This is a genomic window from Aeromonas sp. 9A, assembly GCF_963900955.1.
Taxonomy (GTDB): domain Bacteria; phylum Pseudomonadota; class Gammaproteobacteria; order Enterobacterales; family Aeromonadaceae; genus Aeromonas; species Aeromonas salmonicida.
In genome coordinates this window covers 1,892,610-1,908,462 of record NZ_CAWRFG010000001.1, presented here as the reverse complement: position 1 = coordinate 1,908,462, position 15,853 = coordinate 1,892,610, and the positions used below count along the sequence as shown (strand labels likewise).

Below are 15,853 nucleotides of genomic sequence, written 5' to 3'. Positions count from 1 at the left end.
GTAGGATTCTACCCTGGTATTTTTTTACATTTAAATCAGACGATTACCGAATCTAACTGCCGCATACTCTCTCACCAAGGCGAAACAGGCTGAACTCGCCGGGCGCCATTTTGACCCAATTTTCATTGCCAGTGAGCGGGCGGGTCGCCACCAGGGTGACCACGTCATCCGGGGTTGTCTCGCTCTGAAAATCGATAACCACATCTTCATCCAGCAGCCGGGCCTCGCCAAACGGAGCACGCCGGGTGAGCCAGTGCAGGTTGTTGCTGCAATAGGTCATCACAAACTCCCCATCCGACAGCAGCATGTTGAATACCCCGAGTCCGCGCAATTCATCGCACAGGGTCGCCAGATAGCGAAACATGGCAGGGAAATTGGCGGGACGCTTGGGATATTTCTGCTCCAGTCGGTTGAGCAACCAGCAAAAAGCATGTTCGCTGTCGGTGTCTCCCACCGGACGGTGCCGCCCGGTTGCAAGTCGCTTGTAGCCGGTCAGCTGGCCATTATGGGCAAAGGTCCAGTAGCGGCCCCACAGTTCACGGGTGAACGGATGGGTGTTTTCCAGCGATACGCAGCCGCGGTTCGCCTGCCGGATATGGCTGACCACGGCGCGACTCTTCATGGGCAACGCCTGTACCAGCTTGGCTATCGGCGACTGGGCACTGGGCTCGGGATCCTTGAAGGTGCGAAACCCCCTCCCCTGATAGAAGGTGATCCCCCAGCCATCCTTGTGTGGCCCCGTCTTGCCGCCGCGCAGCATCAGACCGGTAAAGCTGAAGCAGATATCGGTCGGCACATTGGCACTCATGCCGAGCAGTTCGCACATAACCAGCGGACTCCTTATTACTTGGCCATCTCTTTTTCGACCAACTGGATCAGGATATGAATCACCTTGATGTGCACTTCCTGAATGCGGTCGGCATAACCAAAGTGCGGCACCCGGATCTCGACGTCGGCCAGACCCGCCATCTTGCCACCATCCTTGCCGGTCAGCGCTATCACCTTCATGCCCTTGGCATGGGCGGCTTCGATGGCCTTGAGGATGTTGCCCGAGTTGCCACTGGTGGAAATGCCGAGCAAGACGTCACCGCGACGGCCGACCGCTTCCACATAACGGGAGAACACATAGTCGTAGCCAAAGTCGTTGGAGACGCAGGAGAGGTGGCTGGGATCGGAAATGGCAATACCGGCATAGCCTGGACGGTTCTCGCGATAACGGCCCGTCAGCTCCTCGGCAAAATGCATGGCATCACAGTGGGAGCCACCATTGCCACAGGAGAGCACCTTGCCTTCCTGTTTAAAGGAGTCTGCCAGCAGTTTGGCGGCTGCCTCTATGTTCTTCAGATTCTGCTCATCTGCTAGGAACGCCTGGAGCACGCCAGCAGCTTCGGTCAATTCATTGCGGATCAGTTCTTGGTACATGATGTCTCTTCCAAAATGTGGGCGGCGTCATTGTCGCACAAGCCAATCCAATCGTCGCCCCCCAGCCAGCCAAGATGCCGCCTGCAGGACGTTATGCCGCTCACAGCGTGAAGGTAACGAGCTTGTAAACAGCTTGATAAGTTTGTGCGTATGAATTACAACAGGGGCCATATCCAACAGGTCAGACCTCTGGATCAGTCAACCTACTGCTTAGCCAACTTCGGCAACTCATGCAAGGAGCGAAAAATGACGACGACCCTCACTCTGCTCGGGGTGATCCTGGTGATCGGCGCCATGGCTTATCGCCGGGCGTCTCTGTTCACATCCACGCTTGCCACGGCCGCCGCCCTGGTCGCTGGCACCCTCTATGGCCATGTCCCCCTGCTGGTGTGGGCACTGTTCGCCGTGATTGCCATCCCCCTCAACCTGGTGGATTTTCGCCGAAATCAGCTGACCAAGCCGCTGTTCAAGATCTACAAGTCGATCATGCCGGAGATGTCCCGCACCGAGAAGGAAGCCATCGAAGCCGGGACCACCTGGTGGGAAGCGGACCTGTTCGCCGGCAACCCGAACTGGAAGAAGCTGCACGCCATCCCGGTCAGCGTTCTGTCAGCCGAAGAACAAGCCTTCATGGATGGTCCGGTTGAAAACGTCTGCCGCATGGTCAACGACTGGGAAGTGACTCACGAGCGGGCCGATCTCTCCCCCGAGGTGTGGCAATACCTGAAGGACAACAAGTTCTTCGCCATGATCATCAAGAAGAAATACGGTGGTCTGGAATTCTCCGCCTATGCCCAGTCTTGTGTGCTGCAAAAACTGTGTGGCGCCAGCGCCGTGCTGGCCTCCACAGTAGGCGTCCCCAACTCTCTCGGCCCGGGTGAACTGCTGCAACACTACGGCACCGATGAGCAGAAAGACCACTACCTGCCCCGCCTGGCGGTAGGCAAAGAGATCCCCTGCTTCGCCCTGACCAGCCCGGAAGCGGGTTCCGACGCCGGCTCCATTCCCGACTTCGGCATTATCTGCAAGGGTGAATGGGAAGGGGAAGAGGTGCTTGGCATGCGCCTGACCTGGAACAAGCGCTACATCACGCTCGCCCCTATTGCTACCGTGCTGGGTCTGGCCTTCAAGCTGCGCGACCCGGATCACCTGCTGGGTGACGAAGAAGAGCTGGGCATCACCTGTGCCCTGATCCCGACCCACATCAAGGGGGTCGAGATAGGCCGTCGTCACTTCCCGCTCAACGTGCCGTTCCAGAATGGTCCGACCCGTGGCGACAATGTGTTTGTACCGCTCGACTTCATCATAGGTGGCCCGGCCATGGCCGGTCAGGGCTGGCGCATGCTGGTCGAATGCCTCTCGGTTGGCCGCGGTATCACGTTGCCCTCCAACAGCACGGGCGGCGTCAAGATGCTGGCCCTGGCGACCGGCGCCTACAGCCGCATCCGCCGCCAGTTCAAGCTGCCCATCGGCAAGATGGAAGGCATTGAAGAGCCGCTGGCCCGTCTCGGTGGCAACGCTTACATAATGGGCGCTGCCGCCAACCTGACAGTGACTGGTATCGATCTGGGGGAAAAACCCTCGGTCATCTCCGCCATCGTCAAATACCACCTCACCGACCGTGCCCAGAAGTGCATCATAGATGCCATGGACATCCACGGCGGCAAGGCCATCTGCATGGGCCCGAACAACTATCTGGCCCGTGGCTATCAGGGAGCCCCGATCGCAGTGACAGTAGAAGGGGCCAACATCCTGACCCGCAGCATGATCATCTACGGTCAGGGCGCCATCCGCTGCCATCCCTATGTCCTGCCGGAGATGCTGGCAGCCAGCCATCCGGACAAGGAGCAAGCGCTGAAGGATTTCGACAAGGCCATGTTCAGCCACGTCGGTTTTGCCATCAGCAACCTGGTGCGCAGTTTCTGGCTGGGCTTGACCGGTGCTCGCTTCGCCGCGGCTCCTTACAAGGATCAGACCAAGGGCTATTACCAGCAACTCTCCCGCCTCTCGGCCAACCTGGCGTTCCTGTCAGACATGGCCATGGGCACCTTGGGCGGCGAGCTCAAGCGCAAGGAGCGTGTCTCCGCTCGCCTGGGCGACGTGTTGAGTCAGCTCTATCTGGCCTCAAGTGCCCTCAAGCGCTATCAGGATGAGGGTCGTCAGCAGGCGGATCTGCCACTGCTGCACTGGGCACTGCAAGATGCCATGTTCAAGGCGCAAGAGGCGATCGACGAGCTACTGCGCAACTTCCCGAACCGCTGGATTGGCCTTGCGCTGCGCGTCATAGTGCTGCCCCTTGGCCGTGACATGAAGCGCCCGAGCGACAAGCTGGACCAGCAAGTAGCCCGCCTGCTGCAAACGCCGAGCGAGACCCGCAGCCGTCTGGCCCGGGGCCAGTATCTGACCCGCGAAGAGGGCAACCCCTTCGGCTTGCTGGAACAGGCGCTGGATGACGTGCTGGCGGCCGAACCGCTGTTTGACAAAGTATGCAAAGCTGACGGTATCAAGCGTCTGTTTATGCAACTGGACAAGGTGGCGGATGCGGGTCTGGCGCTCGGTGTGCTCAACCAGAATGAGGCCGACTTGCTGCGCCGGGCCGAAGAGAGCCGCCTGCGTACCATCAACGTTGATGATTTCGACCCCATCGACCTGGTTGCCAACAAGGCCCTGTTCGAACCATCGGCCTATCACAGAGCTGCCTGATACGCAGAAAACGAACCTGACGCCTCCCATGTGGAGGCGTTTTTTATGGACCTGGATCACGATGACAACAAAGAGATTTCACAGATCAAATTTTATTTCTCAATAAGTTTCCTATCCTTAGTGAAGAAGTTAATGTAAGCACAGGATCCCAAACAGGATTGCATGATGGATGACCAAATCCTGATTATTGATGATGACGATCTGCCCCTTCAGGAACAGCAGCAAGCTGGATGGAAGGTGATGATTGTGGATGATGAGCCCGAAGTGCATCGCATCACCAAGATCACCCTGAGCAAGTTTGAATTCGATAACAAACCCATTGAATTTTTGCATGCTTATTCAGCTGCCAAGGCCAAGGAGTTGCTCGCCAAGACCCCGGACGTAGCTTTGTTGCTGCTCGACGTGGTCATGGAAGTCGATCACGCCGGTCTCGATGTGGTCAAATTCGTGCGCGAAGATCTGCAAAACAAGATGGTGCGCATCGTGCTGCGAACCGGGCAACCGGGGCAAGCGCCGGAAGATGATGTGGTCACCAACTACGACATCAACGATTACAAGGACAAGACAGAGCTCACCTCCCAGAAGCTGCGTACCCTGCTGCGGGCCAGCCTGCGTTCATACCGCGACATCCGCACCCTCGAGAGCAATCGCCAGGGATTGGAAAAGGTCATTGAGGCTTCCAAGGGGATCTTCGAAAAACGGGCTCTACGCCAGTTTGTCGAGGGCGCGCAGGAACAGCTCAGCGCTCTGCTCAATCTGGAAGAGTCCCAGATCTATGACGTGAAGCAGCTTGCCTATGAGGTGAGGGATCAGATCCTGGAGCCTCTGCTGCCCGGCCACCCGTCCGTGCGGCTTGTCGATGCTCCTGCTATTTTGCGTCAGGCCATGACCAATCGCGCCAACGTCTATGATGGCAACCAGATGGTGCTCTACTGTCAGAATCCCCGCCATCACCTGCTGTTTCACATCGAAACCACCCGTCAGCTCAGCCAGATGGACATGGGGTTGCTGAGCCTGTTTACCGAAAACATCATAGTGGCGCTGGAGAACATCCGGCTCAACGAGGTCATTGCAGATAACCAGCGCGAGATCATCTATCGCATCGGCGAGCTGGTGGAAACCCGCTCCAAGGAGTCCGGCCTGCACGTCAAACGGGTCGCCCTCTACACTGAGCTGCTCTGCCAGCTGCTTGGCATGAGCGAGGAGCAGAGCGAGCTCATCAAGCGCGCCTCTCCCCTGCACGATATCGGCAAGGTCGGGGTCCCGGATGCCATCTTGCACAAGCCAGGCAAACTGACACCGGAAGAGTGGGAGATCATGAAGACCCATGCCCAACTGGGGCAGGACATGCTCTCCGGCAGCGACCTGGCCCTGTTCCAGATAGGTGCCACCATAGCCGGTAACCACCACGAAAAGTGGAATGGCAGCGGTTATCCCCGCGGTCTCAAGGGAGACGATATTCCGTTGGAGGGACGAGTCGTGGCGCTGGCCGACGTGTTTGATGCTCTCGGGTCGGATCGCTGCTACAAGAAGGCGTGGCCGCTGGACAAGGTACTGGCGCTGATAGAAGAAGAGAAGGGACAGCACTTCGATCCCCAACTGGTGGAGCTGATGCTGGCCAATCTGGACAAGTTCCTCGAGATCCGCGATCAGCACAAGGATATCTACGTCGGGGATCATTGACCCCTTTCACACCCGTGCACCAACTGCCGCATATAAAAAAGCCGCCTCAACATGAAGTGAACCCCGAAAGTTGGACACCCAACGAGTAGGGGTTTTCGTTTATATGGGAAAGCAAAAATACTCGACCGACTTTAAACGTCAGGTTGCTCTCCATTATCTCAACGGCCATGACGGTGCCAAAAAAACGGCAGCACTGTTTGGCGTCGATCATGGCGCCGTTCGTCGCTGGACCGAGCACTGGAAAGCCAGTGGCGACCATGGCTTGACCATCACAACCAAAGCCTATTGCGCACCATTCAAACTGAAGGTGCTGCTTTGGATGAAGGAAAATAACGCTTCTTCTCGCAAGGCAGCCGCAACGTTCAAGATCGCCGCGGCCTGCACCGTCAGCCGGTGGGCGCGTCTTTATCGTGAAGGCGGTATCATGGCCCTTCGTGATAAACGCAGAGAACGCGCCATGACTTCAGGGAAGACACCACCCGGCAAACCGCTCACCGCCCCCTATCCCACGTTCCACAGTGCCGAGGAAGAGCTCGAATACCTGCGTGCGGAGAACGCCTATCTAAAAAAACTGCATGCCTTGGCTCGGGAAAAGCAGCAGAAAAAGCAAACGTCATTTCCGGGCTAAGGCAGGACCATAAGCTGGCCATTCTGCTGTATATCGCAGGGTTGCCACGCAGCACCTTCTATTGGCAGGTGAAATCGGGTACCAGAACAGTGACCTATGAGCATGAAGCGCAACGGGTCAAGGCGCTGTTTCATCACCACAAGGGGCGCTATGGTTATCGGCGGATCACCCTGGCGTTGCGCAATGAGGGGTACCCTCTCAACCATAAAACCGTGCGTAAGCTCATGCGAAAACAGGACCTTGCCTCGAACCTGCGCCGTAAGAGATATCGCTCGTACAAGGGGACATACGGCCATATCGCACCGAACCTCTTGCAGCGCGATTTTCACGCCGATGCCCCTAACCAGAAATGGGTCACCGATGTGACGGAGTTCACTCTCAAAGGGCAGAAGCTGTACCTGTCGCCCGTGTTGGACTTGTATAACAGCGAGGTCATCGCCTGGCACATGGCAACGCACCAAGGAATGCTGTTGGTGGACAAGATGTTGGATGAAGCCCTGGCGACATTACAGCCAGGAGACGCGCCGGTGCTGCACTCGGATCAAGGTTGGCAATATCAGATGGCGAGCTATCAAGCGAGGCTATCGTCAAGGGACGTGAAGCAAAGCATGTCACGCAAGGGGAACTGCCTGGACAATGCGGTGGTAGAGAACTTTTTCGGGCTGCTGAAGAGCGAATGCTGGTTTAACGAAGAGTACGAAGATACAGAGAAATTGAAGCATGCAGTAGATGAATACATCCACTACTACAACCATGAACGGATCAAAGTAAAACTAAACGGCCTGAGCCCGGTACAGTACCGAACTCAGACCATGTCATCCGCCAGCTAACGTGTCCAATAAATGGGGTTCACTTCAAACAGGCGGCTTTTTAGTGAAGGCCTGCTCGTTACTGTTCGGGCAGGTTCAGGTCCAGCTTGGCCTCGGGTTTGGCCCCTTCGCTTTCAGCCTTGTGCGCGGCCATCGCTTTCTTCATCGCACGGCGCTTTTGCAGCAAGATGAATCCCACCCCGCCGAGCAGGACAACCAGTATCCCTGCCCCGCCTAGCAACCATATCAACCAGCCGCTGCTCTCTTTTTCCTCAAACTTGACCTGGGTCGGTACCGCAACCGATGCCACAGGTGTAACCGGAGGGGGGGCCGCCTGCACGGGGAAAATATTGAACGATTTGACCGGCAGTATGACCTGGATCTCGCGGCCCAACCGGGTTGTCCCAAACAGAGTCGCACTCACCTCATACTGACCAACCGCCTTGAGCGCCGACAGATCCACCTCGACTTTGAACCCGGTTGCCACAGCACTGAAAGGCAGACTCTCATTGGTCGTGTTCATCGCCTTGCCTTTGACGACCACGGAGGCGGGATCCAGCTCATCGCCGTCGATCAAAAAAGAGAGCCGGGCACCGACCTCTTGTGACGGGGGCGTCAAGGTGAAGTTGACGGGGAGCGGATAGACAAGGACATCCTGAGACCTGGCCCGGGAGAAGACCTGATTGCCGGTGCTGTACAAAGCCCGATACTTGCCGGCCGGAACATCGAGCAGAGCCTCGGCGGTCATGACGCCATCTCCCGGCACCTCGTCGAGCCCCTTGCCATCATCAAGGTAGTGGCCAAGCACTTCATCCAGAATGGGCTCACCCTGCTGGGTATCATCGTTGAAACGCTGCAACTTCACCGTCATGCCGAGATCCGTGAGGTAATACCCGTCTTTGGGCGGCGCATCGTCAATCAACAGCCAGGATTTGAGTTTGATCACCTCCCCTTGATAGAGCTGGGTCGGCAACTGCTCGGTTTCAAGCTTGATGTTCGACAGGATCCGCACCCGATTGTCAGGGTCTACCTCGCCGATGGCCTGCCAAGGACCCGGCATGGGATCTCGAATGGTGATGAGATCATGGTCCTTGAGCGCCAACCAGCCCACCTCGGGTGGTGTGACCTTGCCGACATAGAGCTTGCTGCCATCGGGTCGCACCAGGATCACGGAGGAGGTGCCCGGCTTGCGCGTGACGATGAAGGTAATCTCCTTCACGCCATAATCGATGCGAAAGCGATTATCGAGCAGTGGAATGTCAGAGGGGGCAAACACCTCGTTGGCCGTGACCGTCAATGAGGTCAACAGCAGCAGGCCACTCCATAGCTTGCTCATTGCCGCCACAGGCAGGCACCTCCCTTCTTCTGGACCAGGTCTAACCTGGCCTCGTGCACCGCTTCGATATCGGCGCCGGCGCGCACTACCTTGAGCGGCGGACGATTGCTCTCCAGCCGACGAATGCTGGTGTCCTGATTGCGCTCGCTCTCACTGCTTTCGGTGGCCAGATTCAGCTTGGTCTGGCCACCCGTCATCAGCAGGTAAACGTCGGCCAGGATCTCCGCATCGAGCAAGGCGCCGTGCAAGGTGCGGTGAGAGTTGTCTATGCCGTAGCGATCGCACAGCACATCCAGGTTGTTACGCTTGCCCGGGAAAAGATCCCGCGCCATCGCCAGGGTATCCGTGATGCTGCAGATATCCCTGGTTTTGAAGTTGAGCCCGAGCTTGCCGAACTCATAGTCCATGAAGCTCACGTCAAAGGGGGCGTTGTGGGCGATAAGCTCGGCGCCACGAATGAACTCGATGAAATCGTTGGCGATCTGGCTGAACGAGGGCTTGTCCGCCAGGAAGGCATCCGTGATGCCATGTACCTGGATGGCCTCGGGATCCACCAGCCGATCCGGCTTGATATAGACGTGGTAGTGATTACCGGTCAGCTTGCGGTTGATCACCTCCACACAGCCAATCTCTATGATGCGGTGTCCCAGATAGATGGGGCCACCGGCTGTGTTCATACCTGTGGTTTCAGTATCCAGAATGATCTGGCGATTCAGTTGGGGTGTGTTCATGATCCAATCTATGTCAAACTTCGGCCTTACCCGCTAGTTTACCCCAAGACTCACGCTAAAAAAGATCGATTGCTCATGTTAAAACACATTGATTTATACACGGATGGTTCCTGCCTCGGTAATCCCGGCCCGGGTGGCTATGGCGCCGTCCTGGTCTATGGCGATCACCGCAAGGAGATTTCCGGCGGTTTTCGGTTGACCACCAATAACCGGATGGAGCTGATGGCCGCCATCATGGGGCTGCGTACCCTCAATGCCGCCTGCCAGGTACGGCTTACCACCGACAGCCAGTATGTGCGCCAGGGGATCACCCAATGGATCATCGGCTGGAAGAAGAAGGGGTGGATGACCTCAAATCGTCAGCCGGTCAAGAACGTCGATCTCTGGAAAGAGCTGGATGCCGAAGTGGCCCGCCATCAGATCGAGTGGCTCTGGGTCAAGGGGCACTCGGGTCACCCCGAGAACGAACGCTGCGATGAACTGGCGCGCGATGCCGCCAGCGGCAAAGAACTCGCCGAAGATACCGGCTACCAGCCCTGACGTGCCATGCCCGGTGCAGCTATCGACTCAGGCAAACGCCAGCGACGACGCACCGGGATGAGCGGAAAACGCCGTTTGCGCGCCGCTATTACATAGACGGATGCAAACGGTCTGCAGTAATCCCGCCCCACACTCTCCCGCCACCAGCCGATCCGGCTCTGTTTGCCCATGAACGAATAGCCGAAGCGTTCGTCAAACATCACCTCACAACCGAGCAGTTGCAACCAGTCGGTGACCCGTGCCGGGGTGAACATTCGTGCCGACCAGGGCAGACGTTGGCGCAGGAAAGGCAGACAATGACCAATACCGACCAGACTGAGCGGGTTATAGCCGCTGACGATGAGCCAGCCATCGTCGGTCAGCACCCGCTCTGCTTCACGCAGTACCTGGTGGGGATCGGGCGAGAAATCGAGGCAATGGGCAAGCAGACAGGCATCCACACTGCCGGTGCGTACCGGCAAGGCCAGCGGATCGCCCTTGATATCCAGCAAGCGGCCACTGGTCGCCACCCCTATCTGGTGACGAATGGAAGAGCAACCGCAAGAGAGCTCGGCGCTCAGGGCGCCCACTTTAAGCAGATGATAACCAAACAGATGTGGGCACCAGCTATCGAGCCGCTCCTGGATCTCGGCAGCCACCCAGTCCCCCATGGGTAACGCCGACCAGCTGGTCGGGACCTCGATTTGTTGTTCGGTACGTGCCAACTGCATAATGGGGCTCAACTTGGGGTGCGAACGCCATCCAGTTATATAAGATACCCTCCCTAAAGAGAAGCTAACTCATGTATACCGTTATCACAGTTCCTGCCTTTACCGACAATTACATCTGGTTGATCAGACACGAAAATCACTGCCTGGTGGTCGACCCGGGCGATGCGGCCCCCGTGCAGGATCGGCTGGCTGCCCTGGACTTGCAGCTCGATGCCATCTTGCTGACTCACCACCACCAGGATCATGTGGGCGGCGTCACCGCCCTGCTCAAGCATTTCCCCCATGCCAGATTGTATGGCCCCAAACATGACCCCATGCCCGATCACCATGGTCAGTGGCTCGATGACGGGGATCAGATCAACTGGCATGGTTTGAGCCTGGATGTGATTCATGTGCCCGGTCATACCCATGGCCATATTGCCTACCACGGCCATGGCATGCTGTTTTGCGGTGATACGCTCTTCTCCGGCGGTTGCGGTCGCCTGTTCGAAGGTACCCCGGCCCAGATGCATGACTCGCTGCAGCGGCTCGCGACCCTGCCCGACGACACCCTCATCTATTGTGCCCACGAATACACTCTCTCCAACCTGCGCTTCGCCTACGCAGTCGAGCCCGACAACAAGGCGATCCAGCAGCGGATCGGCATGATCAGCAAACTGCGCCAGCAGGGCCTGCCGAGTCTCCCTTCTCGCCTGGGCGATGAGCGTGATTTCAACGTTTTTCTGCGTTGCGAGCAGGATTCCGTGAAATTTTCTGCTGAAAAACACGCCTTAAAATGCTTGGAAAATCCAGAGGATACCTTCGCCGTCCTGCGCAGCTGGAAGGACGTTTTTTGAACGAACCTTGATCAGGGGGCCATTGCCCCTTATGATGCCAGCTGTTTTTCAAGAGATGACCTGAGCGAGATGAAGGTACGAACGGCCTTATTGGCGGCGCTGTTTCTCAGCGGCTGCCAAAACCTGAGCCATCAGGATGACCGGGCGCTAACGGCAATCGAGCCGATCAAGTCCCCCCAAGTCAACAAAAAAGCGTATAAAAAACATTCGACGCGCTTCCTGTTCGGTGACGAACAGATCGACGCACTGGATGACACGGATAACCTGTGGGTGCGTATCAGCGATGATATGCAGTTTGAACCACAGGACAATGCCCGTGTCAGCCAACAGCGTGATTGGTTACTGCGCAACGATAAGCATCTGGCGACCATTGCCAGCCGGGCTGAGCCCTACCTGTATCTGATGGTAGAGGAAATCGAACGGCGTGAGCTGCCAATGGAGCTTATTACCATTCCCATGATCGAGAGCATGTTCGATCCCCACGCCCGCTCCCGCAGCAATGCGGTCGGCCTGTGGCAATTCGTGCCTGCGACCGGCAAGAACTTCGGTCTGCGCCAGGACAGCTGGTATGACGGCCGACGCGATGTATTGGCCTCTACCAATGCCGCGCTGGATTACCTGGAGTACCTGAACCGCTTCTTTGATGGCGACTGGCTGCAAACTCTGGCTGCCTACAATGCCGGTGAAGGGCGCGTGCGAAACGCCATTGTGCGCAACCAGAAGGCCGGTCGTCCCACCGATTACTGGTCTCTCGATCTGCCGCGCGAAACCCGGATGTATGTTCCCAAAATCCTGGCGATGGCTGACATGATCCGCAATGCGGACAACTACAATGTCACCCTGCCGGTACTGGCCAACAAACCGCAGCTGCGGGTGGTCAATACCGGAGGCCAGATCGACTTGAACGTGGCGGCTCAGCTGGCGGGCTTGCGTCCGGCTCAGCTGAAAGAGGTCAACCCGGCCCTGAGCCGCTGGTCGACGTCTCCCCAGGGCCCCTATCGGCTGCTGGTACCGGTCGAATATGCCGATACCCTGGAGCTGGCGCTGGCTGATCTGCCACAGGGCGAGCGTATCCGCACTCGCTCCTATCAGGTCGTCAGTGGCGATACCCTCTCCCGCATCGCCCAGAACAACGGGGTGAGCGTGCAACAGCTCAAGTTGGCCAACAACCTGCGTGGCAACAATCTGCGCCGTGGCCAGACCCTGATGATCCCGACCGGCAGCAGCAAGTCTGGTGTCAGTCCGGCCGTTCAGAGCAAGCCGCAGCAAGTCGCCAAGCGCAGCGGGGGCAAGCTCCAGTACAAGGTGCGTTCCGGTGACAGCCTCTGGAGCATCAGCCAAGCTCACGGGGTCAATCATGACGAGCTGGCAAAGTGGAACGGTCTCAATGCCAAATCGTCCCTGAAACCCGGCATGAAGCTGGTGATCTGGCCCAAGCAGGGCAAGAGCAGCAACAAGTCCATGGTCTATCAGGTACGCCGTGGTGACTCTCTCTCCGCCATTGCCACCCGTTTTCAGGTTGCTGTAATGGATGTGATGCGCTGGAATCAGCTCGGCAAGAGTGACTATCTCAAGCCGGGTCAGGAACTGACCCTGTTCGTGAAGAACAGCAGCTGATTGTTCACCACTCCATAAAAAAACACCCCGCCAAGTGCGGGGTGTTTTTTTATCAAGTCTTGCTGCTCTTATCCGGGAACATCCATCAGGGAGTGATGGCCTGGGCCGAAAAGCGCGCCATGATGGGATTGTGATCCGAGGCATCGGTGGCCGGGCTGCTCACTTCCACCAGATCCAGATTGCGGTAATAGAGATGATCCAGCGGACGGCCAAATGCGGTACGGCGCAGATCCGGCACAGGAATGGCTTCCTGCAACCCCAGCTCCCCCACCAGCTTGTTCAACCAGAATTCCCGCTTGTCGCTCCAGGTGTTGAAATCCCCGGCCAGAATGACGGGCCCCTGATGACGGCGAATGAGAGCCGTCAGGTCATTGAGCTGTTCGCGGAAGGTGGCCATGCCCAGTTCAAAGTTGACTGCATGCAGGTTAACCACCAGCACACCGTCAGGATCGCCCTGCAAGGGGTACAGGCTGACCAGACCAGATTTTGGAATGCGTAGCAGAGGCTCGGGGGAACGAACGCCGCAGACGAAGGCCTGTGGCGTTTTGGCGACCGTCATGACGCCAAATGAAACGCCGCCCTGCGTAAAGGCTTGCAACTGTTGCCACTGAAACTCACCGGCCTTGAGCCAGTCCAGCATGTCCGGACGGGTCGCCGACTCCTGCAACAACACCAGATCCTGGGATTTGGCATACTCGTCCAGCCCCTCGCGCCAGTTTTTACGCTGACCCTTGTAGAGGTTCCAGACTGTGATGCCAAACTCGCGGGGCAAGGCGGTGGAGGCCAGCGCCACCAGTGGCGGCTTCTGGCAGTTGACGCCGGGAATGATGCCCTGCGCCGTGATCATATGATCCTGATCCGGTACCTCGAAACAGCCAACCAACCCCAACGTCAACAGCGACGTACCCAGAATGCGATAACTATTTTTCATTGGCTAACAACCACCTGCCTCTGCATTGTGTCATGACCATCACAAACGTCACCGCTGCCGACTAGGCTCATAGCTCGTGTCCGGCCAGGCTCATCCAGAAGGAATTCAACGATGGCGAGACAGCACCAGTACCGCGTGACATTTTATGATCAACAAGGAAATTGTCATCAAGTGGAGCTTTCCACCGTCTATCAGATCAGACGGGATCCCAAGTGCGATCTCTGCCTGTTCGACACCGAGCAGTGTGTCGGCTCGGAAGAGATGCTGGAACGCATGATACGGCAAAAAACCGGCTTTGAGCAGGAAATATCCATCATCAACGCCCGACTTGTCTGAGCCGGATCAGATGGGTACCGGACGGGATTTACCCTGCTCGTCGATGGCAACATAGGTGAAAATCCCCTCGGTCACGCAGTAACGTTGGGCCTCGTTTGCACGCAGCACCGGCTTGACCCAGACCTCCAGCTTCAGACGCATGGAGCTGCGGCCAATCTTCAGGCAACGCCCGTAGCAACACACCACATCACCAACCTTGACCGGGCTGTGAAAGGTCATGCCTTCGACGGAAACGGTACAAATACGTCCTTTTGCCAGCTCCTTGGCCATGATGCCCCCACCTATATCCATCTGGGACATGATCCAGCCCCCGAAGATATCGCCATTGGGGTTGGTATCGGCTGGCATCGCCAGGGTTCTCAGCAACAGTTCCCCGTCAGGGTGACGTTTTGTATCTATCATCATTACCGCTCTCTCTATCATGAATGGCGGCATGATAGGGGGCGAGCCCCGCCTTGGCAAACCTCAATTGCCCTGCGTTCTCAGCCAAAATGGGCCTTTGGAGCCGCATGTTACCCGGCAGGGAAACACAATTGAACGAAGGCGAGGCAGCCTCAGTGACCCAGTGCGGCCTGCTCGGCAAACCAGTGGGCCGGATCGGGCCAGCGGTAGCTAAAACCGAGACGCTGGCAGATAAGCTGGCCCTCGATGGGGGCAAAGGTCCCGGCTGGCTCGATGAAGCTGGGTGCCGGCAAACCGAGCAGGCGAGCCGCAAATGGATAGAACTGCTCGCGGCGCGGATGCACGGGAGCAGTCAGGTTATAGGCATCCCCGTTCTCTGCGTGCGCCAGCATCAGCTGACAGGCCGCCACCACATCCTCCAGATGCACCAGGTTTACCGCTTGGGCTCCGCCATCGAGGGTCTTGCCCGCCAGAAAACGACCGGGATGGCGATCCGGGCCGTAAAGACCGGCGGGGCGCAACACCATGGCGCACTCAAAACCGGCGGTCAACACAGCCTGCTCGGCAGCGAGCATTCGCTCCCCTCTGGCGTGGCCGGGTCTGGGCTGCTCCCCTTCCCCCTGCCCTGGCGCCCATACCGAAGTGGCGCTGACGAACAGCACTCTCTGCACACCCGCAGCTTTTGCCAGCTGGCATAACCGGGCGATGGCCGCAGGGTAATCCTCCGTCTTGCTCGGTGGCACGCAGATCACCAGCTCGCGGCAGACCAGCGGCAAAACATCCAGCCGGGCCGACAATTGCAGCGGCCAGGCCTTCACGCCTTCGGCGGTCAAGCGCTCGGCCTTCTCGGCCGAGCTGACCGTCACTACCACGGCCTTGCCTTGCGCCTGCAACGCCTGCGCCAGCGGCAACCCCAGCCAACCGGCTCCCACTATTCCCGTCTGGTTCCTGCATTCTGTTGTCATTGGCAAAAAATCCTGGCAAAAAAAAACGGCCATCCATGATGACCGTCGAAAGTAACGAAGGAAATAGCTGGATTGACCAGTTACCTCCCACAGCGGGAAAATCGGGAGCGCAGGCTCCTAATTCGTGGGGCCTATGCTAGTGGCAGGCTGGCCAAAAAGCTTTGAAGCGGATCACAGTTGAAAAGGATTTCTGAAAACGGTTTC

At 57.6% G+C, this 15,853-nt stretch carries 15 protein-coding genes; 7 read left to right on the top strand and 8 right to left on the bottom strand.

Annotated features, from left to right (window positions below):
- Positions 1 to 52: 52 nt before the first annotated feature.
- The gene (locus tag AACX78_RS09070; protein WP_159165993.1) at positions 53 to 826 is read right to left on the bottom strand and encodes a class II glutamine amidotransferase; all 774 of its coding nucleotides are present in this window, start codon (positions 824 to 826) and stop codon (positions 53 to 55) included.
- 17 nt (positions 827 to 843) lie between these two features.
- Positions 844 to 1,422 (bottom strand): D-sedoheptulose 7-phosphate isomerase, encoded by a 579-nt coding sequence (gene lpcA / locus AACX78_RS09065; RefSeq protein ID WP_005309841.1) that lies wholly within the window; start codon positions 1,420 to 1,422, stop codon positions 844 to 846.
- A gap of 246 nt (positions 1,423 to 1,668) precedes the next feature.
- Between lpcA and fadE the strand changes: the two genes are divergently transcribed.
- From fadE to AACX78_RS09050, 3 genes are all read left to right on the top strand, one after another.
- Positions 1,669 to 4,125: an acyl-CoA dehydrogenase FadE gene (gene fadE / locus AACX78_RS09060; RefSeq protein WP_159165992.1), complete on the top strand. Its 2,457-nt coding sequence runs from the start codon at positions 1,669 to 1,671 to the stop codon at positions 4,123 to 4,125.
- Between the two features lie 165 nt (positions 4,126 to 4,290).
- Entirely contained in the window at positions 4,291 to 5,808 is a 1,518-nt protein-coding gene (locus AACX78_RS09055) for an HD domain-containing phosphohydrolase (RefSeq protein WP_021137880.1), read from the top strand.
- 103 nt (positions 5,809 to 5,911) lie between these two features.
- A protein-coding gene (locus AACX78_RS09050; RefSeq protein ID WP_159165991.1) for an IS3 family transposase occupies positions 5,912 to 7,266 on the top strand; the annotation gives its coding sequence in 2 pieces (ribosomal slippage) (positions 5,912 to 6,380 and positions 6,380 to 7,266; 1,356 coding nt in all).
- A gap of 58 nt (positions 7,267 to 7,324) precedes the next feature.
- On the opposite strand, the gene AACX78_RS09045 is transcribed toward AACX78_RS09050, so the two are convergent.
- Both AACX78_RS09045 and dnaQ read right to left on the bottom strand, forming a co-directional pair.
- Positions 7,325 to 8,581, bottom strand: coding sequence for a TIGR03503 family protein (locus AACX78_RS09045; protein WP_058395004.1), 1,257 nt, complete (start codon positions 8,579 to 8,581; stop codon positions 7,325 to 7,327).
- On the bottom strand, positions 8,578 to 9,312 hold the full coding sequence (gene dnaQ, locus AACX78_RS09040; protein ID WP_021137882.1) for a DNA polymerase III subunit epsilon: 735 nt from the start codon (positions 9,310 to 9,312) through the stop codon (positions 8,578 to 8,580). The genes AACX78_RS09045 and dnaQ overlap by 4 nt, the downstream gene beginning before the upstream one ends.
- 75 nt (positions 9,313 to 9,387) lie before the next feature.
- Here dnaQ and rnhA point away from each other — a divergent pair, with 75 nt between their 5' ends.
- Entirely contained in the window at positions 9,388 to 9,852 is a 465-nt protein-coding gene (gene rnhA / locus AACX78_RS09035) for a ribonuclease HI (RefSeq protein ID WP_005309827.1), read from the top strand.
- On the opposite strand, the gene AACX78_RS09030 is transcribed toward rnhA, so the two are convergent.
- Entirely contained in the window at positions 9,840 to 10,562 is a 723-nt protein-coding gene (locus tag AACX78_RS09030) for a class I SAM-dependent methyltransferase (RefSeq protein WP_005309825.1), read from the bottom strand. The two genes, rnhA and AACX78_RS09030, sit on opposite strands and share 13 nt — an antisense overlap.
- Positions 10,563 to 10,633: 71 nt before the next feature.
- Here AACX78_RS09030 and gloB point away from each other — a divergent pair, with 71 nt between their 5' ends.
- Positions 10,634 to 11,398 (top strand): hydroxyacylglutathione hydrolase, encoded by a 765-nt coding sequence (gene gloB / locus AACX78_RS09025; protein ID WP_159165990.1) that lies wholly within the window; start codon positions 10,634 to 10,636, stop codon positions 11,396 to 11,398.
- Between the two features lie 69 nt (positions 11,399 to 11,467).
- A complete protein-coding gene (locus AACX78_RS09020) occupies positions 11,468 to 13,015 on the top strand; it encodes a lytic transglycosylase (protein WP_159165989.1) in 1,548 nt (515 codons plus the stop codon).
- An 85-nt stretch (positions 13,016 to 13,100) separates the two neighbouring features.
- Here the strand turns inward: AACX78_RS09020 and AACX78_RS09015 are convergent, their stop codons facing one another.
- Positions 13,101 to 13,946 (bottom strand): endonuclease/exonuclease/phosphatase family protein, encoded by an 846-nt coding sequence (locus AACX78_RS09015; RefSeq protein ID WP_011898910.1) that lies wholly within the window; start codon positions 13,944 to 13,946, stop codon positions 13,101 to 13,103.
- A 111-nt stretch (positions 13,947 to 14,057) separates the two neighbouring features.
- On the opposite strand from AACX78_RS09015, the gene AACX78_RS09010 reads away from it, so the two are divergent.
- Positions 14,058 to 14,282 carry a hypothetical protein gene (locus AACX78_RS09010; protein WP_201302819.1) on the top strand — a complete coding sequence of 75 codons (225 nt, stop codon included), beginning with the start codon at positions 14,058 to 14,060 and terminating at the stop codon, positions 14,280 to 14,282.
- A 6-nt stretch (positions 14,283 to 14,288) separates the two neighbouring features.
- Here the strand turns inward: AACX78_RS09010 and yciA are convergent, their stop codons facing one another.
- Positions 14,289 to 14,687 carry an acyl-CoA thioester hydrolase YciA gene (gene yciA, locus AACX78_RS09005; protein WP_159165988.1) on the bottom strand — a complete coding sequence of 133 codons (399 nt, stop codon included), beginning with the start codon at positions 14,685 to 14,687 and terminating at the stop codon, positions 14,289 to 14,291.
- A gap of 149 nt (positions 14,688 to 14,836) precedes the next feature.
- Complete coding sequence (locus AACX78_RS09000) at positions 14,837 to 15,649, bottom strand: NAD-dependent epimerase/dehydratase family protein (RefSeq protein ID WP_159165987.1); 813 nt, start codon at positions 15,647 to 15,649, stop codon at positions 14,837 to 14,839.
- Between the last annotated feature and the right edge of the window lie 204 nt (positions 15,650 to 15,853).